This window comes from Janthinobacterium sp. LM6 (assembly GCF_002002885.1).
Lineage (GTDB): Bacteria > Pseudomonadota > Gammaproteobacteria > Burkholderiales > Burkholderiaceae_D > Janthinobacterium > Janthinobacterium kumbetense.
The window spans coordinates 3741600-3761937 of record NZ_CP019510.1; the positions used below are offsets into that span (position 1 = coordinate 3741600).

The 20338-nt window shown below is 65.5% G+C and carries 17 protein-coding genes; 3 read left to right on the forward strand and 14 right to left on the reverse strand.

The annotated features are described in order from the left end of the window. Nucleotides 1–89: 89 nt before the first annotated feature. Nucleotides 90–1310, forward strand: a complete 1221-nt coding sequence (locus tag BZG29_RS16465; RefSeq protein ID WP_171985032.1) for a response regulator — start codon at nucleotides 90–92, stop codon at nucleotides 1308–1310. On the opposite strand, the gene BZG29_RS16470 is transcribed toward BZG29_RS16465, so the two are convergent. Together BZG29_RS16470 and BZG29_RS16475 are read right to left on the reverse strand one after the other, a co-directional pair. Then, nucleotides 1295–1675 (reverse strand): immunity 22 family protein, encoded by a 381-nt coding sequence (locus tag BZG29_RS16470; RefSeq protein ID WP_077405020.1) that lies wholly within the window; start codon nucleotides 1673–1675, stop codon nucleotides 1295–1297. The two genes, BZG29_RS16465 and BZG29_RS16470, sit on opposite strands and share 16 nt — an antisense overlap. Before the next feature lie 2 nt (nucleotides 1676–1677). Further along, entirely contained in the window at nucleotides 1678–4371 is a 2694-nt protein-coding gene (locus tag BZG29_RS16475) for a polysaccharide deacetylase family protein (protein WP_150130947.1), read from the reverse strand. A 162-nt stretch (nucleotides 4372–4533) separates the two neighbouring features. Between BZG29_RS16475 and BZG29_RS28680 the strand changes: the two genes are divergently transcribed. Continuing rightward, on the forward strand, nucleotides 4534–4656 hold the full coding sequence (locus BZG29_RS28680; protein WP_255206395.1) for a hypothetical protein: 123 nt from the start codon (nucleotides 4534–4536) through the stop codon (nucleotides 4654–4656). Between the two features lie 19 nt (nucleotides 4657–4675). Here the strand turns inward: BZG29_RS28680 and BZG29_RS16480 are convergent, their stop codons facing one another. The 8 genes from BZG29_RS16480 to BZG29_RS16515 form a co-directional block, all read right to left on the reverse strand. Further along, on the reverse strand, nucleotides 4676–5728 hold the full coding sequence (locus tag BZG29_RS16480; RefSeq protein ID WP_171985033.1) for an ABC transporter substrate-binding protein: 1053 nt from the start codon (nucleotides 5726–5728) through the stop codon (nucleotides 4676–4678). Nucleotides 5729–5776: 48 nt separating this feature from the next. Beyond that, a complete protein-coding gene (locus tag BZG29_RS16485; RefSeq protein WP_077405028.1) occupies nucleotides 5777–6850 on the reverse strand; it encodes an ABC transporter substrate-binding protein in 1074 nt (357 codons plus the stop codon). A gap of 33 nt (nucleotides 6851–6883) precedes the next feature. After that, nucleotides 6884–7765 carry an ABC transporter ATP-binding protein gene (locus BZG29_RS16490; RefSeq protein ID WP_077405031.1) on the reverse strand — a complete coding sequence of 294 codons (882 nt, stop codon included), beginning with the start codon at nucleotides 7763–7765 and terminating at the stop codon, nucleotides 6884–6886. Then, on the reverse strand, nucleotides 7762–9027 hold the full coding sequence (locus BZG29_RS16495; RefSeq protein ID WP_077405034.1) for an MFS transporter: 1266 nt from the start codon (nucleotides 9025–9027) through the stop codon (nucleotides 7762–7764). The genes BZG29_RS16490 and BZG29_RS16495 overlap by 4 nt, the downstream gene beginning before the upstream one ends. Further along, the gene (locus BZG29_RS16500) at nucleotides 9020–9784 is read right to left on the reverse strand and encodes an ABC transporter permease (RefSeq protein WP_077405038.1); all 765 of its coding nucleotides are present in this window, start codon (nucleotides 9782–9784) and stop codon (nucleotides 9020–9022) included. The genes BZG29_RS16495 and BZG29_RS16500 overlap by 8 nt, the downstream gene beginning before the upstream one ends. Beyond that, a complete protein-coding gene (locus BZG29_RS16505) occupies nucleotides 9781–10623 on the reverse strand; it encodes an ABC transporter permease (protein WP_077405041.1) in 843 nt (280 codons plus the stop codon). The genes BZG29_RS16500 and BZG29_RS16505 overlap by 4 nt, the downstream gene beginning before the upstream one ends. Further along, entirely contained in the window at nucleotides 10620–11693 is a 1074-nt protein-coding gene (locus tag BZG29_RS16510) for an ABC transporter substrate-binding protein (RefSeq protein ID WP_077405044.1), read from the reverse strand. Before BZG29_RS16510 ends, BZG29_RS16505 begins: the two co-directional genes overlap by 4 nt. A gap of 148 nt (nucleotides 11694–11841) precedes the next feature. Then, the gene (locus tag BZG29_RS16515) at nucleotides 11842–12591 is read right to left on the reverse strand and encodes a class II aldolase/adducin family protein (protein WP_077409142.1); all 750 of its coding nucleotides are present in this window, start codon (nucleotides 12589–12591) and stop codon (nucleotides 11842–11844) included. A 225-nt stretch (nucleotides 12592–12816) separates the two neighbouring features. On the opposite strand from BZG29_RS16515, the gene BZG29_RS16520 reads away from it, so the two are divergent. Further along, entirely contained in the window at nucleotides 12817–13869 is a 1053-nt protein-coding gene (locus BZG29_RS16520; RefSeq protein ID WP_077405047.1) for an ABC transporter substrate-binding protein, read from the forward strand. Between the two features lie 64 nt (nucleotides 13870–13933). On the opposite strand, the gene BZG29_RS16525 is transcribed toward BZG29_RS16520, so the two are convergent. The 4 genes from BZG29_RS16525 to BZG29_RS16540 all read right to left on the reverse strand — a co-directional run bounded on the left by BZG29_RS16525 (nucleotide 13934) and on the right by BZG29_RS16540 (nucleotide 20233). Further along, nucleotides 13934–16306, reverse strand: coding sequence for a TonB-dependent receptor (locus BZG29_RS16525; RefSeq protein ID WP_077405050.1), 2373 nt, complete (start codon nucleotides 16304–16306; stop codon nucleotides 13934–13936). Between the two features lie 220 nt (nucleotides 16307–16526). Further along, a complete protein-coding gene (locus tag BZG29_RS16530) occupies nucleotides 16527–17681 on the reverse strand; it encodes an LLM class flavin-dependent oxidoreductase (protein ID WP_077405053.1) in 1155 nt (384 codons plus the stop codon). A 27-nt stretch (nucleotides 17682–17708) separates the two neighbouring features. Then, nucleotides 17709–18800 carry an LLM class flavin-dependent oxidoreductase gene (locus BZG29_RS16535; protein ID WP_077405056.1) on the reverse strand — a complete coding sequence of 364 codons (1092 nt, stop codon included), beginning with the start codon at nucleotides 18798–18800 and terminating at the stop codon, nucleotides 17709–17711. Nucleotides 18801–19033: 233 nt separating this feature from the next. After that, nucleotides 19034–20233: a sigma 54-interacting transcriptional regulator gene (locus BZG29_RS16540; protein WP_077405059.1), complete on the reverse strand. Its 1200-nt coding sequence runs from the start codon at nucleotides 20231–20233 to the stop codon at nucleotides 19034–19036. Nucleotides 20234–20338: the final 105 nt, after the last annotated feature.

Consider the following 20338-nt stretch of genomic DNA (forward strand, 5'->3'; position numbering starts at 1 on the left):
TCCCCTTTTTATGATGTCAGTACAGGCTTCTGCTGGCTATATATACGCGGCGGATGGGCGCCTGGATTCAGCCTGTTCAAGGAGCGACCGTGAACCTGAACGACAGCACCGGCAAGGCAAGCAATCCCCCCTCCGACGTGCGCAAGCGCGACGTGCTGCCGTATATCCTGCTGTTCATCCTGCTGGCGGGGCTGCTGGCCGTGCTGGCGGGCGCCATGCTGCCGCCCTACTACCATGCCGTGCCGGCCCTGCTGTGGAGCCTGGGCTTTTGCGTCAGCGGCATGCTGCTGGGATTCCTGTTCGGCATACCGCGCACCCTGCCCTCGGGCACCGTCAACATGGCGCCGCACGACGAGCGCAGCAATGGCAAGGACCGCCCCACGGACGAGCCGCCGGCCGCCGGAGCCGATGCGGCGACGGGCAACGCCAGCAATACCCTGTTCCTGGGCACGCCCACGCCCATGGAAATCAATTCGAATTTGGTGGAAGTGTCGGACTGGCTGACGAAAATCATCGTCGGCGTGGGCTTGATCGAGCTCAAAAGCCTGCCCGGCAGCGCGCGCAACATGGCCGCCTTCATCGCACCGAGCCTGGACACGGACACGCCCACGGCCATGGCCGTCGTGGGCGGCATCATGCTGTTCTTTTCCGTGCATGGTTTTCTGATCGGCTACCTGCTCACGCGTATTTACCTGTCCATCATGATCAAGCGCGCCGACAGCATGGTCAAGAACGAGTCCGTGCGCTTGCAAAGCGGCAAGGAAATCGAAGTGACTGAACTGAGTCGCTTGCAGCAAAAATCGCTCGAGGACATGCAGGAAGCCGTGACGCAGCTGTTGCTGGCCCATCCGCCGTGCGAGGGCGAGGCAGTCACGGCCCTGGCCGGCATGCCGGCGGAGAAAAAACCCGCCAGCCTGGTGCTGTGGCTGGACGACCATCCGCGCAACAATACCTTGCTGGTGGAACAGCTGGAACGGGAAAACATCAAGGTGGACCAGGCGGTCTCGACGCGGCAGGCGCTGGCCATGCTGCAACAGAAGCCCTATGCGCTGCTCATCACGGACATGGCGCGGGTGGAAAACCGCCGGCGCATCAAGGATGCGGGCGTGCGCACGGTGCGCGAAGTGCGGCAGGCGCAGCCCGCGTTACCCATCATCGTGTATTGCAGCAAGGATACGGTGGCCAGTTACGGCGTGGAAGCGGAGGCGGCCGGCGCCCGCTTCATCACCACCTCGGGCACCAGCCTGCTGGCCAGCGTCAACAAGTTACTACATGAACAACACCAGGACGGCGATCAATCCACCCGGTAACGGTAACTGCCCACGTAATGCAGTGAGCTGCGCTGCGGGTGCGCCAGCTGGTTCGGCGCAAACACGCACACGCTGGCATCGGCCAGCACGCCCTGCGCCTGCGCGTCCGCGCATGCCTGCGCCAGCCAGCTGTCGCCATACGACACGCCGTCGAGCAGCTGCGCCAGCGGTGCGGCCGACGCCAGCATGGCGCTCTCGAAACAGGCCGGCTCATAGGACGTGAGGCCCGTTTCCAGAAAGAATGGCGACGGCACGGCATCGCCGTCTTCCGTGTACGTGGGCACAAGGAAGGCCTGCAGCGCTTCCCAGCTGGGAAAGCGCCCGTTGCAGGCAAATACGTAGACGATGGGCACGCTGCCGCACACGCTTACAGCTTCTCCATCTTTTGCCGCACGGCCGGCGCCGTCGAAGCCGTCGGCGCCAGTTCCAGATAGGTTTTATAGGCCGCTTTCGCCTTGGCGGCATCGCCGGCCTTGGCATACGCGTCGCCCAGGTTCAGGTAGGCAATGGCGCGCGACGGATCCATCTTGACCGTGTTTTCAAACCAGCGGGCCGCTTCGCGGTATTTTTCCTGCTTGTAGAAGACAAAACCCAGGTTGTTCGCCGCCAGCGCAAAGTCGGGGCGCAATTTCAGCGCTTCCGTAAATTGCGCTTCCGCCGCCGCGTATTGTTTCTCCTTGTACAGCTGCAAGCCACGGTCGTTGGCCCGCTGCGCCAACTGGCGCGTGGACGTCGGCACGGCGCCCGGCGTGACGATCTTCTGTTCGCCGCCCTGCAAATCCTTCACCGTGACGCTGGCCGTTTGCGGCTTGGCATCGAGCTTGCTGTTCAGGGCGATGGCTTCCGTCGACAGCTGCGTCGTGTTCGGGCTGAGGAATTCCGTCTCGCCCGGCAATTCGAAGACGAAATCGCCCCCTTCCGAGCCGGGCAAGCTGCCGAATGCGGGCGTCTGGTTCGACACGCTGGACACGGCCGGCGCCACATACGCCGCCAGTTCCGTGGCCGTGATGAGGCCGTCGCCGTTCAGGTCGCCCTTGCCCGCCAGGCCTTGCAGCAGGGTCCACGTGAACACGGAGTGGCCGTTCGGTCCGCCGTCGGCCACCAGCTGGTCGCCGCCGCCCGCCGTCAGCATTTGCCGGCCGATGCGCTTGGCATTGTCGCGCAGGAAGGAACTGGAACCGGCGCCGCGCGTCAGGCCCAGGCCGCTGTAGCAGGCATCCATGACGAAGAACGCATGCTTGGCCGTCAGGGATTCCGCGATATTCTGGATTTCCGTCATTGGAATCGCATCCGTGGCGAACTGCGCCGGGTCGGAATCGACAGGCACGATGTAGCCGAGGTCGCGCCCGGAGCTGAGCTTGCGCGTGGCGCCGTGGCCGGCGAAGAAGACGAAGATGCGGTCATTCTTTTGCACGCCGCCATGCGCCAGCTTGTCGTGGAAGGCGGCCAGGATATTGTTGCGCGTCGCTTCGCCATTTTTCAGGGTCACGACGCGCTCGGGCGCAAACGCGAATTTCTCGATCAGCGTCTCGCGGATGCCTTGCGCATCGCGCACCGCATATTGCAGTTTCGGCCATTTCGCATAATCGTCGATGCCGATCACCACGGCCCAGGAATTGGCGTAACCGGTGGTGACGGGCACCTTTTCCGGCGCCGGGGCCGTGCTTTTCGCCACCTGGAAGCTCGTGCCATCCCAGCCCGCGAATTGATAGCCCTCGGCGATCAGCTTGTCGAGCACGGCAGGCAAGGCTTTCACCGTGCGCTCATGGATGTCGTGGAACAGGACGATGCCGCGCCCCGCCTTGTCGACGGACGCCAGCACCCGGTTCGTGATGGAACTGGGCACGGGGTCGGCCCAGTCCAGCGAATCGATATTCCACATCACGGATTTCAAGTGCGCATCGGCCAGCGCGGCCATGCCTTCGCTGTTGCGCGCGCCATACGGAAAGCGGAACAGCGCGGCCCGCTCGGGGCTGATGGCCTTCAACAGCGTATCGGTGCCGAGGATTTCGCCCTTCAGCTTGTCGCCCGTCTGTTTCGACAATTGGGCGTGGCTGAAACTGTGGTTGCCCACGGCATAGCCCTCTTTCATCAGCTTGCGGCTCACTTCCGCGCCCGCGCCCAGCTTGGCGTGGCCTTGCGCATCCAGGCTACCCAGATTGCGGCCCACGTTGAAGAACACGGCCGGCACGCCATACTGTTTCAGGATGGCGCTGATTTCTTCCGTGTAGCGGCGGTGCGGGCCGTCGTCGAAGGTCAGCACGATGGTTTTCTTCGGCAAGCCGAGGCCGAAGATTTCCGCCTCATCTTTTTTTGGCACCGGCTTGGCTTCGGGCACAGAACCGGCTGGAGGTACTGCATACGGTACGACAATGCCGTTTTCCTTGAGGATCTGTTCGCGGCTGTAGAGCTTTTTCAGCTGTGCCACATAATCGTCCCACCGTTCGCGCTTGAGTTCGATGGCGCGCTGGCCCAGGTTGCCGAAGATTTGCCGGATTTCCTTCTCGTAATTACGCTCGATCTCGCCCAGCGCGTCGAGGTCTTCGGAAATGCGCTTGTGCAGCTTGATGGCCGGCAAGGACGAATCCTTGGCCACGTCGGCCAGCATGCTTTGCAGCAGTTCGCGGAAAGCCAGACGGTCCGCGTCGTACAGGCCGGGATCGGATTCGATATACGTCAATAAGCTGTCGAGCGCCTCGAAGCGGCCCGGATTGGTGGGTGCCGTCAATTGATCCAGCGCAAGATCGAGCCTGGCGATGCGTTCCTGGTTTTCATGGAACAGCGCCTGCCCCACTTTACGCGCTTCGTCGCGCGCGCCTTCCGGCAGACTTTGCTCGTCGGCCAGCAGCACGATAATCTTGCGGAAGTTGGCCAGCAAGTCGCGGAATTGGGCGGCCACGGCGGCCGTGTCGACGGTCGATTGGGGCGCGGCGGCCGGACTGCCCGCGGCGGGAGCGCCCGGCGCGGCGGTGGCGGCGGGACGGGTGTACGTATAAATGCCGGCCCCAGCGGCGAGTGCCACGACAACGGTGGCGGCGATCTTGATCGGCTTGGAAGTCACAGGCTTGTCATTCCCTTCACATACTATGCATAGCATTCAGATGGCGCGGATGCGCAAGATGCATAATTGTAAAGCACGCTTGGCACAAGCTCAGCCCGCACACATGAATTTCGGCAATAATATCGCTGAACACCCCCATAGATAGTGAAAACGGAAAAGACGATGCACAAGAAACTCTGCGCAGCCGCGCTGATGCTGGGCGTGGCCCTGATGCTGCTGCAACTGCGCGCGCATGCGGGCGACGACGTGATCAACGTGGCGGGACGCGTGTGCCTGCCGCATTGAGCCACGTCCCGCGCTGACGCTACACCTTGGCCGGTTCCCAGTAATTGGCCAGACCCAGCTTTTTCAAGCCGGCCGCGACAAAACGCGGTTCCAGCAATTCTTCCGCCGTCAACGGTTGCCGGATCAGTTTTTGTTCCTGCGCAAACGCCAGCACCCGGCGGTAATGGCGGTACACGGCGTCGTCGTACAGGGGCGACCAGCGCTCCTTCCACTGCAAGCCCGGATCGTCGTAGCTGCGGCGCACCACGCTGTCCGGTGTTCCATTGCGCGTGCCATCCTTGATGACGGCTTCGCGGTTGCCGTCGAGCGCCGCCCAGTGCTGGGCCCGCAGCCAGGCCGTGGCCACCAGTTCCGCGATGTCGGGATGGGCTTGCGTAAAGTCGCGCCGTGCCCACAGTTCCGCGCGCATCTTGCGTTCCGGCAAGCCCTTGCTGGACCAGATGATGCGGCCGATGCCCTTGTCTTCCAGCGGATAGCCATTGATCATGAACAAGGCGTCGACGGCGCCCGTGGCCAGCGCGGCCGTGCCCGGCTTGAGGTCCATATTAATCAGGCGGAAATCCGTGGGCGACATGCGCTGGTCGGCGATCAGCTGGCGCAAGCCCAGTTCCCACGGCCGGCCCCGGTGCACGCTGATGCGCTTGCCCTTCAGTTCGGCCAGGGACGTGGCGCGCGAGCCGGTGGGCACCAGCAGGAACTGGTCCGTGCCCCGCCCCGCCGGCACGATCACTTGCGTGCGCACGCCGCCCGCGTTGAGTATGACGGACGGCAAGTCACCATACGCGGCCATGTCGATGCGCCCGCTGGCGAACGCCTCATTCGTCGTCGCGCCCGTGTCGCCCGTGACGGGCAGCCATTCCAGCCGGACACCGCGCAGCTTCAGTTCGCGGGCCAGCCAGCCTTCCTGCTGCACGCGGTAGGCGATGCCGCCCAGTTCCGCCTTGCCGTTTTCCGCAAAACCCGTCGAGGCGATGCGCAGGGCCGCCGGCGGCCCCGCCGCTTTCACCGCCGACACTGCCTGTCCCGCCAGGGGCAGCAAGGCCAGCCCGCCCATCACCGTGCGTCGCCGCATCGCATTCTCCTCATCATCGAACATGGCCACCGTTGACGTGCTTCCCGCTCAGGCGGCGCGGCGCGTCTGCGCCAGCGCCGCTTCGAAAGGACGGGGGTCGATCCACGCGCGCACGTCGACCTTGCTGGGCAGGAAGTTCCAGCGGAACAAGAAGTCGCTGAAATCCTGCAAGCCCGCGACCGACGTTTCCGCCAGGTCCGTGTCCAGGCGCAAATGCGCATCCTTGCCATAGGCCACTTGCACCCAGTGCTCGCTGGCATTCGATTCGCGCGCCAGGAAGCGCCGCGTCTCATCTGCGTGACCGCGCGCCCACGCTTCGGCCCGCAGCACCTGCTCGACCAGGGTGACGGCGGAAGCAAAATGGTTGTCCAGCAAGTGCGCATCCACGCTCAGCGTGCGCGGCGTGCCATTGTTGGCGCGGATCAAGGGTTCCGGATGGATGCCCGTGTCGATCACCGTATGCAAACCGAACTGCTGCGCCAGCTGGGCGGCCGAGGCGCCTTTCAGGAAGATGGCGTCCACCTCGCCCCGCAACAGCCCCAGCAATTCCGGGCTTTGTCCGCCGCGCTGCGCGCCGCTGAACAGATTCGTCGCTGCGCCCTTTTCCGGCGCCGCCTCGCTCTGGCCCGTGTTGACCACATAATCGACCAGCTCCACGTCCGCCACGGCCAGCCCTTCCAGGCTCAGCGCGTTTTCCAGTCCGCGCAAGGCTTGCGCGCGCGCAAAGTCGATCTGCGCCCTGGCCCACAGGGGCAAGCCGAAGCGTCGGCCCTTCAAGTCGCGCACCGTCTGGATGCCGCTGCCGGGCAAGGTCAATATCAGCTGCGTCTCGTCCGACCACGACAGGCCGATCACGCGCGTTTCGCGCCCCGCCGCGCGCGCCCACAGGGCGGGAATATTGCCGCCGTGACGCACGGAATTTTGCAGGGTGTGGTCGAAATGCGATTCGCGCACGGCTTCCTGGTCCGACTCGCGCAAGGAGCGCAAGCTGGTGCCGTTGGCGCGCAATGCTTCTTCCAGCCAGCCTTGCTGTAAAGCTATCCCCAGGCCCGTCGGGACGGGGCAGCGCGTGTACCACAGGGTGTCGAGTGCCGGGTTTGCTGCCTGACTTTCATTGCTCATGCTGTCTCTCCAGGTTGATGGATATCAAAAAAACTACAGCGCCATCCTGCGCGCCCATTCATTGCCATCCCACAAACTGCTGGGGTGTTCTTCCCGCGCCACGGGCGCATGCGATTCGTCCAGGTCGCTGAAATCCGCATGCAAGCCGTCACGGATGGCAACGAAACCTGGCGAACCGCGCTGGCGCGGGTGGGCCAGCGGCACGTCCTGCACGCGGCGCACCTTGCCCGGACGCGCATCGAGCACGACGATGCGGTCGGCCAGGTAGACGGCTTCATCGATGTCATGCGTGACCATCACCATGGTGATGCCCTCGTCCTGCCACAAGCGGCGCAATTCCTGCTGCAGGCGCAAGCGGGTCAGCGCGTCGAGCGCGCCCAGCGGTTCGTCCAGCAGCAGCACGTCGGGCCGCCCGACGAGGGCACGGGCAATCGCGGCCCGCTGCGACATGCCGCCAGATAACTGATGCGGATAGGCATCCGCATAACCATCGAGGCCCACGCGCGTGATTTCCGCCGCCACGCGGGCGGCCCGCTCGGCCAGCGGCACCTTGGTATTGCTGAAGGCCACGGCCACGTTTTGCTGCACCGTCAGCCAGGGAAACAGGCGGTGGTCCTGGAACACGAGGCCCCGGCGCAAATCCGTGCCGCGGATCGGCACGCCGTCGTGCAGCAGCAAGCCCGTGTAGTCCGTATCCAGGCCAGCCAGCAGGCGCAGCAGGGTTGATTTACCGCAACCGGACGCGCCGACGATGGCGACGAATTCGCCCGGCGCGATGGTCAGCGAAATATCGTCGAGCACGGGCAGCGGCACGCCTTTCAGGGAAAACGACTTGCTCACGTGCTGCACTTGCAAGCCGCCGCTCAGGTGCTGCTGTTGCGGCGACAAGGCCGATGGGGAAACAAAATCATTCATGGCGCACTCTCTGCAGTGGGGGCGAGGGAAGGAATGGCGGCTGGCGGCGAGCGGCGCAGCCAGCGGCTGCCGTGGAAAACCAGCCAGGCGGCCAGCCAGGGAAACAGCCAGATCAGGAACACATTGCGCAAGCCCGTCAGGTCGGCCAGGCGGCCCGCCGCCAGCGCGCCGGCCGTGCCGCCCACCATGCCGAACAGGGTCAGATGGGCGGAAACGCGGGCCTTGTCGACGGGAGCGCGGGCGATATTGTCCGTATTGACGAGGTTATTCACGCCCAGGCCCAATCCCAGCAGCACTGACGCGGCCAGGTAGGCGATGCTGGAGGGCCACAGACCCAGGATCAGCAAGGCCCCCATGATGGCCAGGTGCGCGCCGCCATACAGCTGCTCGCGGTAGCGGCTGGCCAGCACGAAACGCCCCAGGAACAGCAGCACGAGTACACAGCTGAGTCCCTGCACGGCCATCAGCCAGACGGAGTGGTGCGCAGGCCAGTGCAGCACGCGGATCGCCAGCAGGATGGAAAACACGCCCACGCTGGACGCCGTGAAGCTGGCGAGGATTTCAAACAGGTAAGTTACGCGCACGATGGGCAGGCGCAGCAGTTCACGCAGACTGGCCGCACCGGGCAGCGCACCCTGTCCTGCCTGCTTGCGCGGCGCCGTATTGTCAGGCAACACTTGCCAGCCCAGCACGGCCAGGATGGCGAACATCAGGGCCGAGATCAAAAAGCCTGCCTTCAGCCCCAGCTGGGCGATCAGGTAATTGCCGCACAGGGGTCCGAGGAACTGCATGCCGAGGATCAATGTCCCCTTGTACCAGCCCGCCTTGCCCTGCCCCAGTTCCGGCAGGCGCACGAGGAACACCGTGCTCATGGCCACGATGCGCAGCGAAATGCACAGGCCCACCAAAAACATCAGCAGGGCCACCCATTGCCAGCCGGGCAGCCACGGCAGCACGCAAAAGGCCAGCGCCAGGCTCAGGCTGACACCAGCGTACAAGTGCTTTGGGTTGCCGCGCGACAAGATGTAGCCGGCCGGAATCGTGCCCAGCGCCATGGCCAGGGTTTCCGCGCTGCTGATCGCGGCCAGCTGGAAGTTGCTCACGTGCAGATGCAAGCCCAGCAAGGTGGCCAGCACCTTGTTCATGCCGATGGTCACGCCCGACAGCAGGGTCAAGCCGATAAAGCGCAGCAAGAAGGCGCGCAGCTCGCCTTCGCGGGCGCTGACGGCCGCGTCCGACTGGAATGGCAGGGATTCACTCACTGCTGCGCCCCTTCACCAGCAAGCGCGCGAGACCCGCAAACGCCACGTTCATCGCTTGCGCCAGCAAGGCGATCACGAGCACGGCAAGCAGCACGACATCCATGCGGCCCGACACTTCGCCATTGAGCAATAATGAACCCATGCCGGGACCGGCCGAAAACAGCAGTTCGCCGCCCAGGCAAGCGAGCCAGGCGAACGCCAGCGCATGCGTGACACCGGTGACGATGGCCGGCATGGCGCCCGGCAACAAAATCTGGCGCAGGGTCTGCGTGCGCGTCAGGGTCAGCACTTGCCCCACTTCGCGCAAGCGCCCTTCCACCTGGCGCATGCCCGCATAGGTGTTGAGCACGGTGGGATAAAAGGCGGCGATGGCGATCACCAGCAGCTTGGCGCCGTCGCCATTGCCCACCCACAAGCCCAGCAAGGGGATCAAGCCCAGCAACGGTACTTGGCGGATGCTGTGGAACAGGGGTCCGATCAACCGGTCCGCCAGCGGCGACTGCGCCATCAGCGCCCCCGTGACGATGCCGGCGCTGCCGCCCAGCAACAGTCCGGCCAGGGTACGGCCCAGGCTGGCGCGCAGATGCACCCACAGCTCGCCCGTGAAGACCAGGTCGCGCAGGCTGTGCGCCAGGTCGCCCAAGGACACAAAGATGTAGGCCGCGGCAGCGCCCTGGCCGGAAGCCCATTGCCAGGCGCCCAGCAAGGCCAGCGGCAGCAGCGCGCCCTTGAAGATCACACTTAAACGTTGCTTCATGAGTTCTCTCCACTCCGTTTCCAGCGCATCAGCCGTGCTTCCAGCGCGTGGCAGGCCCGGTCCAGGCCGAAGCCGATCACGCCCGTCAACACCACGCCCACCATCACCACGTCGAGGCGGAACATTTGCCGGCCCATTTCCATCATCTGGCCCAGGCCGCTGTCCGCAGCCAGCAATTCCGCGCCCACCAGCACCATCCACGAGCGCGACAGGGCGATGCGCATGCCCGTCAGCGCGGCCGGCACGATGGCGGGCAAGACGATCAGGCGGATGCGCTGCCAGCGCGAGAAGCAATACACTTGCGCCACCTCAAAGTAACGCTGCGACAGGTTGCGGATGGCGTCATGCACGGCCAGCGCGACGATGAAGAAGCTGGCCTTGGCGACGATAAACACTTTAAAACTCTCGCCTATGCCGAACAGCAAGATAAATAAAGGGATCAGGGCGACGGTCGGCAACTGGCGCAGGATATTGAAGGTGGGGTCGACATAGGCGCGCAATCCCGGCGACAGCCCCAGCACGACGCCAAAGGCCAGGCCGCAGCTGGCGCCCAGGCCGAAGCCGGCCAGCAGGCGGAACAGGCTGATGCCCAGGTGCTGGCCCAGTTCGCCGCTTTCGGCCAGGTCCGCCGCCGTCAGCAGCACTTGCCATGGCGACATCAAAATATGCGCAGGCATCCACTCGAAGGTGGTGGCGGCCGTCCACAGCAGCAGCAAGGCCAGCGGCGACGCCCACACGGACCAGGGTGAACGGATAAAGCGCTGCAACAAGGGGACTGAGGCTGCACGCGCTGGCGCGGGAGCGCGCGGCAAGGCGATGGCGCGGGCGATGGAAGTCATGGCGACCAGTACGTTTGCAGCTTCAGCTGCGCCAGCGCCGTGTTGACGAACTGGGGCGCGAACAGGCTGTCGACTTGCAGCGGCCGCCCGATCAGGCCCGCGCTCTTCGCATACGCCGCCTCGCCCACGTAATGCTGGCGCAGGCTGGCCGTGAACAGGGGCGACCAGCGCGCCTGCCATGGCGTGTGGTCGCCCGCCAGTTCGCGCCGCACCACGCTTTCCACCTGGCCCGCGGCCGCCTCGGTGCGCACATAGTCTTCTTCGCCGCCGGCGCCGGCGGCCCGGTGGTGCTCGCGCACATAGGCCGTCACCACCAGCTGGGCCAGCTGCGGCCAGCGTTGCAGGAAGCCGCTGTCGGCCCACAGTTCCGCGCGCATCTTCCAGTCCTGCGGCGGCGCCTTGCTCGACCAGATGATCTTGCCGACCTTTTTATCTTCCAGCAAAAAGGCGTCGCTGAGGGTAAAGAAGGCGTCCGCGCCGCCCGTCGCCACGGCCGCCGCGCCCGCCTGCGGATTGAGATTGAGGATCTTGACGTCGCGCAAGGTCATGCCATTCGCTTCGAGCAGCCGGGCAAATGGGTATTCCCACGGCCGGCCACGGTGCAGGGCGATCTTCTTGCCCTTCAAATCCTGGATGGATTTCGCCGTGGAACCGTTCGGCACCACCAGATAGGTGTTGTTGGCGCTGCCGCCGGGCAAGATCAGCCGCGTCTGCAAGCCCGAGGCATTGGCGATAATCGACGGCAAGTCGCCATACTGCGCCAGGTCGATCGAATGGTTGGCAAACGCTTCGTTGACTTGCGTCGCCACGGAATTGGTGGTGACGGGCACCCATTCCAGCTTCACGCCCAGCTTGCCCAGCTCGGCCGCCAGCCAGCCCGTTGACGCCACCTGGACGGCGGAACCGGCAAACACGGTCTTGCCGGACGCCGCCGTGCGGGCCACGACGGCGATGCGCACGGCAGCCGGCAGCGGCTCGGCCGCCGCCGCGATGGCTGGCGCCAGCAGGCTGGCTGCAATTACGGCGACAGACAGCTTGCGCCAGCTCAAACCTAAGAATTTCAATGACATCTGGGGCCTGTTCTTAATTAAATATTTTTTACACAACGACACCTGACAAAACCGTCGCGAGCGGCAGCGATTTGTGGCCGAGAAGCGCAGCTGTGCACAGGCACAGCGAGCATCACAGGCCGCAAGGCGCGACGCGCAGCAGGTTTGGTCAGGTGTTGACCAGGTCGGTGGCAGGCAACAAGGACAGCGCGCGCGCCGTGTCGATCAGCTTGCTCATCTTCCATTGCTGCAGCAGCACGCCCGGGCCGAAGTCGCGCGAACCGCCGATGGCTTCGGCCGCGATCTGGATTTTCGCGCCCTCTTCCAGCAGCAGGATGAACTCGGCCAGCTTCAGCAAGCCCTGCTTGCCCCACACGGTGGCGCCGCCATTCGCTTCCAGGATGGCCGTCGCGTGCGTGTTGCGGGCGATTTCGCCGAGGATGAAATCGACTTCCGGCTGGCGGCGGTCGATATAGATGGGAATTTCGCGCACCAGCTGGTAGCGCTGCACGGGCACGTAGCGGATCGGCAGGGTGCGGTGCGTCTGCGCCCACGCACCCAGCGACGGCGAGTGCACGTGCGAGATCGACGTGACCTCCGGGCGCTCGCGGAACAGTTTCAAGTAACGCGCGCCGCCGTTGTTCGCATCGCCCACGAGCACCGTGCCGTCCAGCGCCAGCACGGCCGCCTTCAGGGGCTGGCCGCGGCGGAACGGCCCCGGATCGTTGACCACCACCACCTTGTCGCCGCCCGGCGTGCGCTCGACGAAGCCCACCGTGCCATTGGCCGTCAGGCTGCCCGTCTCGCGCAAGCCGTCGAAGGCGGTCTGCGCATCGCGCCGCACCTGCTCCACGAAGGCCAGTTCGGCCGCCGTCAACTCCTGTACCTGTACTTGTTGTGCTTGTGCCACGTCCGTCATGTCATGCTCCATTCGTTGGGGTTGGAATACGGGTCAGTCCTGCCTCTACTTTCGCAAGACGCGTGCCAGCGCCAGCGCCGGGAAAATGGTGAATGGCTGCTGCCTGCGCAACAGCGGCTGCTGGCGCGGCAGCAGCACCATCCGCACGCGCTGTCGGCCAGCCAGCAAGCGGCGCAGGCACGTTTCCTGCACGGTTCCAGGCTTCCACCACCACCAAGGAATTCCATGACTACCGTAACTGTCCCCTCCGTCGATACCGTCTGGTTCACCCGCTGCCCCGTGCCCACGGCCACGGGCCTGGCCTACAAACTGGGCTGGCTGGACGAGGAATTCGCCCGCGACGGCATCGCGCTAAAGACCCTGCAGGAAGTGGGCGGCGAACTGGCGCGCCACCATTACGACCATGGCCTGTCCACGCTCGTGCGCGAAGGCGGCAACCTGCTGGCCCTGCCCGCGCACGCGCAAGGGGCGCCCACGCGGCTGATCGGCCTGACGTGGATCGACGAGTGGCAAGCCATCCTCGTGCGCCCCGGTTCCGGCATCGCGACGCCAGCGCAGCTGCAGGGCAAGCGTCTGGCGCTGCCCGTGTTCCGCGCCGAGGACTTGCGCGACAACCGGCGCGGACGCAGCATCGCGCGCGGCATGAGCCTGGCCGGCTACAAGGGCGTGCTGGCGTCGGCCGGCCTCACGCTCGACGACGTGCAACTGGTGGAGGTGGGCGGCGAGGCGCCGGCGCAAGCCAATCTCGGCGCGGGACTGTGGCAAGGCATCGCGCCGCTGCTGCGCGGCGAAGTCGACGCCGTCTACGTAAAAGGCGCGGCGGCGGCCGAAGCGGCCCGCGCGGCGGGACTGGAAGTGGGCATAGCCATCGACGCCCTGCCCGACCGGCGCTTCCGCGTGAACAACGGCACGCCACGGCCGATCACCGTGCATGCAACGATGCTGGAACAGCATTTCGAGCTGGTCGTGCGCTTCCTGACGCAAACCCTGCGCGCTGCGCACTGGGCCCGCAGCCACAAGGAAGACGTGCTGGCCATCCTGCAGGGCGAGACGCGGGCCGGCGCCGACGCCGTGGCCGAAGCCTACAGCGACGGTTTTCACCTGACCCTGGCGCCCGACCTGTCCGACGACAAGGTGGCGCTGTTCCGCCAGCAAAAGGATTTTCAATTGCAGCACGGTTTTCTCGATCGCGACGTCGATATCGAGGCGTGGATCGACCGCCGGCCTTTGGCGGAGGCGCAGCGGCGGCTCGACTCCCTGCTGCAAGCGGCGGCGTAAGCTGGCGCCATCAACGACAAGGCCGGCGCATGCACCGGCCTTGTCCTGGATCAAGGTAGCGCCATCAGAACTGGATCGTGTACGACGCGCCCACCGTGCGGCCCTGGCCGATGATCACCGTGTCGCCGTTGACGGCACCGGGCACGAAGCTGGTAAGCGTGTGGTTGCGGTAGACCTTGTCGGCCAGGTTGTTCGCATATGCCGTGATGCGCTGCTTGCCGCCCGGGAGCACGTACGACAGGCGCGCATTGGCCAGCGCGAAGCCGCCCTGGTTCAGCAGGTCGCGCGCGGCATTTTGCGGGTCGACATAATAGTACTGCTTCGACGTGTAGCGCACGTCGCCGCTGAAGACCAGCTGCGCGCCATCGCCCAGCGGGTAGCGGTAGTCGGCTGCCAGCAGGGCCGTCACGTGGGGCGAGCGCACGAATTCATTGCCGGAGCGGTCGCCGCCATTGTTCTGGATGGCGAAGTCGTCGAATTCCGTGCGCAGCAGGCCGATATTGGCGTTGAGGTGCAGGTTGTCCGTCGGCTGCGCCTCGATCTCGAATTCCGCGCCGTTCACGTGGGCCTTGCGCACGTTTTGCAGGTAATTGACGCTTTGCGTGGGGTCGCCGTTGTACACGCCCGTGATATTGACCTGCACGTTCTTGTAATCATAGTGAAAAACGTTGGCGTTGAAATTCAGGCGCCCGTCCAGCCACTCCGACTTGATGCCCGCCTCGAACGAGTTCAGGGTTTCCGGCTTCACCGTATTCAATGCCCGCACGTCCGTGGCGCTCGTGTTGTAGCCGCCCGACTTGATGCCGTGCACGTACTTCAGATAGCCGCGCAGGGTGCGGCTGAAGCGGTATTCGGGCGTCACGTCGTAGGTCAGCGCATTCCACGTGGTCGACGGGTTCGACGTGAAGTTGTTGTTGGCCACCGAGGCGGCCGTGTAATTGCCGCCCCGGACCGTGTTCCACCAGTTGGCCGCATCGCCAAACGTCACCGTGTTCGATGCGGCCTGCACGCGCTGCAAATCGAGATCCTTGGTTTCCGTGGTCCAGCGCAGGCCAAACGTCGACAGGAACTGCTCGCTGAAGTTGACGGTCGTGCTGCCGAAGATGGCCGCGCTGCGCGCCTTGTGCTGGTAGACGGTGCGGTTGTAGCCGACGGGCTGCGTGCTGCCCGCCAGCGCCGGCACGGTGCCGTTGGGCAGGCGCGCGCCGGCCGAATCGGAATCGATCTTTTCATTGAAGTAGAACAGGCCCGCCACCCAGCTCAGGGTGCCGTTTTGCGGCGACGTCAGGCGCAGTTCCTGCGACACTTGCCGGCTGCTGGCCTTCGAGCGGCTGCGGCCCACTTCCAGCGGCGTATTGTCGCTGTCGCCCGTCGCTTCGTTGCGGAAGTTTTCATAGCCGGTGATCGACGTCAGGGTCAGCTCGCCCAGCGCGTATTCGAGGTTCAACTGCGCGCCGCCCTGTTTCACGTCGCTGTCGGCCGGCGCATTCGTGCTCACGTCATCGGGATTGGTGCTGGGGACGTAGCCGTTGCGGTAGACGCCGTTCGCGCCATAGCTGGCCACGGTGGTGGTGGCGCCCTTGGTCGTGTAGTCGCGGTAGTGCAGGTTCAGGTTCGCCGTCAGGTCGCGCCCGATCAGGGCCTTGAGCTGGCCGCGGATGGCGCTGTCCTTGAGCTTTCCATCGCGCTCGCCCGTAAACTGGTTGTGGAAGCGGCCCCTGTCCTGCTGCTCCGTATGGAAGGACAAGCGCCCCGCCAGCACCTCGTCGACCAGCGCGCCGCCTATGGCCCCTTCGGCCAGCTTGGTGTCGTAGCTGCCGTAATCGAGCTTGGCGTAGCCGCTGGACTTGAACGAGGGTTTGCGCGAAATCACGTTGATGGCGCCGCCCGTCGTGTTCTTGCCCCACAGGGTGCCTTGCGGGCCGCGCAGCACTTCCACCCGGTCCAGGTCGAACAGGGGAAAGCCCGTGGCGCTGGAATTGCTGATGTAGACGTCATCGAGGTAGAAGCCGACGGGATTCGGGAAATCCACCTGCTGCTGGCCCGCGCCCACGCCCCGTATCCACCAGCGCGGACGGCCATGCTGCTGCGTGCCGGCCGAGGCGTTCGGCACGTAATTGAGGATTTCGCTGGCCGAGCGGCCGATGCCCGTGTCAAGCAGCTCCTTGCCGCCCAGGACCGTGATCGCGCTCGGCACCTTCTGCGCGGATTCCTCGCGCTTTTGCGCCGTCACCGTCACCGATTGCAGCGCGGCGCCCTCGCCGGCGCCGTTCGCGTCGGCCGCGGCGATGACCTCGGCGCCAGGCGCTTCGGCATGGACCATGCCATGGACGAGCATCAGGCCGCCGATGGCGAAGGCCGAGCGCAGCGCACGGCGCACTGGCGTCAAATGAAAGGGGAAAGAAGAAAAGGCGGCGGGGGCAGTCGAACGGCGCATGGGTGATTATCCTTGAGTAAAGTCAAAACGCGAGATGGTGATGACCTGTATTGCAAGGGGCATGCCCGCTGCCGCAGCGCAGCAAAATCGTCGTTAAGTGATTGATTTAAAAGGCAGACTATCGGCATGATAGTGCTGTTGATTTGGCAGCAGCGCCGGCGCCGCGTGCTGCCTGCGCGACAGCAGGCGATGGCGCTGCTGTCGCGGCAACAGCGGATACTCAGGCGGCGCGCAGCAGTGCCGCCGTGTGGCCGCGCACAAGGGGCAGCACTTCCTCGCCCACGCGGTACGCTTCTTCCAGGTGCGGCGTGCTGGCCAGGATGAAGGCGTCGGCGCCCAGTTGCACCAGCTCGTCCAGGCGCTCGGCCACTTGCTGGTAGCTGCCGACGATGCCCTGCGTCTGGCCGCCGCGCAGCAGGTTGAAGCCGGACCAGATATTCGGCGCCGTGATCAAGTCCTTGTAGCTGTTCAGGGTGGTCGGGCGGTTGCCCCGCTGGCGCGCCGCGCCCACGGAGTCGCCGCCGTCGGCACCGAGGAACTGGCGCAGGGTGGCCGCATCGACAGCGTCAAAGCCCTTGCGCACCTCGTCCCACGCCTCTTCTTCCGTGGCGCGGGCGACGATGTCGACGCGCACGGCGCACTTGATCTTGCGGCCCAGCAGCGCCGTCTTTTCATGCACGCGGGCGAATTTCTCGCGCAGCTGCTCGAACGGTTCCAGCCACGTCAGGTAGTAATCGGCGTGTTTCGAAGCTGAACCCAAGGCCGCGTCGGAGGAACCGGAAAAATAAATCTCGGGGAAATCCTGCTCCGACAGCGGCGTGGCCAGGCCCGCATCCTCCACCTGGTAAAACTTGCCCTGATAGGAAAACGGCCCGCCGCGCCATACGCCGCGCACCACGTCGAGAAATTCCGTCGTGCGCGTGTAGCGGTCGTCGTGGCCGGCCGAATCGCCCCACCACAGCTGCGAAGGGCCGCCGCCGCCCGTGATCACGTTGTACAGGGCGCGCCCGCCCGTGGCCCGCTGCAGGCTGGCCGTCATGCGCGCGGCCACCACGGGGTTCAGGAAGCCGGGCTGGAACGGGATCATGAAGCGGAAAGTGCTCGTTTCGCGCGCCAGCAGCGCGGAAATGGCCCATGGTTCGTCCGTCATGGGGAAGGATGGAATCAAACCGCCCTGGAAACCGGATAATTCGGCCGCGCGGGCGATTTCCGCCAGGTAGTCGATGTAAGTAAAGCCGTCGGCGCCGCCGCCGCCGAGGCCGGCCTGGCGCAGGTTGTCATTGCCGGGAAACCAGTCGCCGCGAAACGGCGTGCGGGCGCGGTGCGAACTCGGTTCGCCATGCGTGGGGATGCGCCAGAAAAAATCGATAGCCATGTGGGTTACTCCTTGAATGGGTTGAATTCAGGCCGCTTGCAGCGGCGCGCTCAAAGCGGCCCGCACACGGGGCAGCACGTGCTCGCCGATGCGGTAGGCTTCCTCGAAATGGGGGATGGCCGCCAGCACGAAGCTGGACACACCCGCCTGCGCGTAGGCTTCGAGCGCCGCACTGACCTGTGCATAGCTGCCGACCAGGGCGCCGTGAGCGCCCGTTTGCGCTTGCGCAAAGCCGGGCCAGAACAGGGCTGCACCACCCGCCGTGCCATCAGCCGACGGGGCTTCGTCAGGCAGTCCCGCCCCGCCGCGGTAGCGGCGCGCATCGCGCAAGGCTTCGTCGAAGGTTTCGCGGGCCAGCACATCGATGCGCAGGCCCGCCGCCACGGCGCGGCCCAGCTGGCGCGCCTGCGTGTGCAGACGGTCGATAGAGGGTTGCAAGTGCGCCACGGGCGCCGCATCGAACACATGCACGTCGGCCTGGCGCGCCGACAGGGCCAGCGCCTCGGGGCTATCGCCAGTCAAATAGATGCCGTTGACGGGGTGGTTCGCCAGCGGCCCCTTGAAGCCGCCGTCCTGCACTTCGAAGAACCTGCCCTTGAAGCTGAACGGCGACGTATTCTGCACGCCGCGCGCCACCGCGATGAATTCATCGATGCGGGGCACAATGTCGGCATCCGGCGCCGCATCGCCCTGGCGCCGGCGCGCTGCCGCATCGCCGCCATGGCCGATCTGCCAGGCGAAGCGCCCGCCCGTAAAACGCTGGAAGCTGACGGCGTTTTTCGCCGCGTACACGGCCGAGCCCCAGGCGGCGTCGAATTCGGCGATCAGCTTCAGATGGCGCGTGCTGCGGGCCAGGTAGCCGGCGACGATCCAGCTTTCATCGCCCTGCGTATCGTGGCGCACCTGGATGCCGTCGAAGCCGGAAAGATCGGCCGCGCGGGCGATCTGGTGCAGATAATCGAAATAGTTAAAGGGCGGACGCGCGCCGCGCGGGTCGCTCACGCCAGCCTGCAGGGGGCTGGGCGCGCCGGCGGCCCGTTCGCCACGGCGCGTGATGCCGGGCGCCGCGTAACGGCCGTCGCCGCTGGTGGGCAATTGCCAGATGAATTCGATGGTCATGCGTGGACTCCTGTCGTGGGTCGAAGAAAAGGCCTTATGCGCATCGCGCAGCGGCCTGCCCTACCCTCCTCGCAGAAAACATGCCATCCACTGGACACCCAACGGCGCCCAAAGCTGCTGCCCAGGCAGCAATCGGCTGCACCCTGGCCAGCAGATTGCTGCGCGCGCAGCAGCCATGAAAAAAGCCGGAGCCGCATCGCTGCGGGTCCGGCTCCGGGAGGCCGCTGATGCGCCTAGTCGATGGCGCCCGCCTTTTTCAAAAAGGTGCGCAGGATATTGCGGCTCAAATTCAAGTGCCTGGCCGTGCGCACCTGGTTGCGCTCATTACGCTCCCACGCCGCGCGCACCAGTTCCTGCTGCATCGCTTCGAATTCCACGGCTTCGCCCGAGTCGAGCAAGGCTTGCCAGGCGCGGGCGAAGCGCTCGGCCGCCAATAAATCGTCCTGGCCCGCCGCGCCGTGGGCCGCGTAGGCGATATCGGCGCCGCCGGCCCACGCGTCCGATACGGGCACGGGGGCGGATGCAGGCACCGGAGCGCGGTGCCAGCCCGACAAGCTCAAATCCTCGGCCCGCACGACGCCGCTGCGGCAGACGAGCAGCGCGCGGTGAATGACGTTTTCCAGTTCGCGGATATTGCCCGGCCATGGGTAGGCCAGCAAGGCCTCTTGCGCGTCCAGGCCCAGTTCCACCTCGCCCAGGTGCAGGCGCTGCGCATAGATGGCCATGAAGTGGCGCGTCAGCGGCATGATGTCGCCCGGGCGCTCGCGCAGGGGGCGCAGCGGCAGGCCGATCACCTGCAGCCGGTAATACAGGTCTTCGCGGAAGCGCCCGGCCCGCACGGCTTCGGCCAGGTCCACGTTGGTGGCGGCGATCAGGCGCACGTCGATGGGGATGGCGCGCCGCGCGCCCAGGCGCACCACTTCGCGCTCCTGCAGCACGCGCAGCAGCTTGACCTGCATCGCCAGCGGCAAGTCGCCGATTTCATCGAGGAACAGGGTGCCGCCGCTGGCCGTCTCGAACCAGCCAGGCTTGCCCTGCTGCGCGCCCGTAAACGCGCCCTTTTCGTAGCCAAACAGTTCGCTCTCGACCAGGGTTTCGGAAAACGCGCCGCAGTTGATCGCCACGAAAGTCTGCTCGGCGCGCCCGCTCAAGCCGTGCACGTGGCGCGCAATCAGCTCTTTTCCCGTCCCCGTTTCGCCCGTGATCAGCACCGTCGCCTCGCTGGGGGCGATGCGCTCGATCAGCTCGTGCAACTGGCGCGAACGGGGATCGGCAAAGACAAAGGCCGTGGCGCGCACCAGCAAGCTCATTTGCTGCGGGTCGCGGAAGGCGACCAGCGCCTCGCTGTCGCCGTCAGCGCCCGCGCCCGCGCCGCGGGCAAGGTGGGCGCTGCGCGCGAAATCGCTGCTGAAATTGTGGGCTAAGAGTTCCATGGGGCGACTATACCGCGCGCCATCTCCAGGCGTGAACGAATGGTGCCGCGCTAGCTTATCCGGATTTTGCATATGCGGACGCCGGTCCAATGCTGGCCCGAAGCT

Bases quoted from the DNA above. Each gene is read 5' to 3' on its own strand.
- BZG29_RS16500 (WP_077405038.1), bottom strand. From the start codon at position 9,784: ATGAAGCAACGTTTAAGTGTGATCTTCAAGGGCGCGCTGCTGCCGCTG.
- BZG29_RS16520 (WP_077405047.1), top strand. From the start codon at position 12,817: ATGACTACCGTAACTGTCCCCTCCGTCGATACCGTCTGGTTCACCCGC.
- BZG29_RS16530 (WP_077405053.1), bottom strand. From the start codon at position 17,681: ATGGCTATCGATTTTTTCTGGCGCATCCCCACGCATGGCGAACCGAGT.
- BZG29_RS16505 (WP_077405041.1), bottom strand. From the start codon at position 10,623: ATGACTTCCATCGCCCGCGCCATCGCCTTGCCGCGCGCTCCCGCGCCA.
- BZG29_RS16540 (WP_077405059.1), bottom strand. From the start codon at position 20,233: ATGGAACTCTTAGCCCACAATTTCAGCAGCGATTTCGCGCGCAGCGCC.
- BZG29_RS16515 (WP_077409142.1), bottom strand. From the start codon at position 12,591: ATGACGGACGTGGCACAAGCACAACAAGTACAGGTACAGGAGTTGACG.
- BZG29_RS16510 (WP_077405044.1), bottom strand. From the start codon at position 11,693: ATGTCATTGAAATTCTTAGGTTTGAGCTGGCGCAAGCTGTCTGTCGCC.
- BZG29_RS16535 (WP_077405056.1), bottom strand. From the start codon at position 18,800: ATGACCATCGAATTCATCTGGCAATTGCCCACCAGCGGCGACGGCCGT.
- BZG29_RS16480 (WP_171985033.1), bottom strand. From the start codon at position 5,728: ATGCGGCGACGCACGGTGATGGGCGGGCTGGCCTTGCTGCCCCTGGCG.
- BZG29_RS16485 (WP_077405028.1), bottom strand. From the start codon at position 6,850: ATGAGCAATGAAAGTCAGGCAGCAAACCCGGCACTCGACACCCTGTGG.
- BZG29_RS16525 (WP_077405050.1), bottom strand. From the start codon at position 16,306: ATGCGCCGTTCGACTGCCCCCGCCGCCTTTTCTTCTTTCCCCTTTCAT.
- BZG29_RS16490 (WP_077405031.1), bottom strand. From the start codon at position 7,765: ATGAATGATTTTGTTTCCCCATCGGCCTTGTCGCCGCAACAGCAGCAC.
- BZG29_RS28680 (WP_255206395.1), top strand. From the start codon at position 4,534: ATGCACAAGAAACTCTGCGCAGCCGCGCTGATGCTGGGCGTGGCCCTG.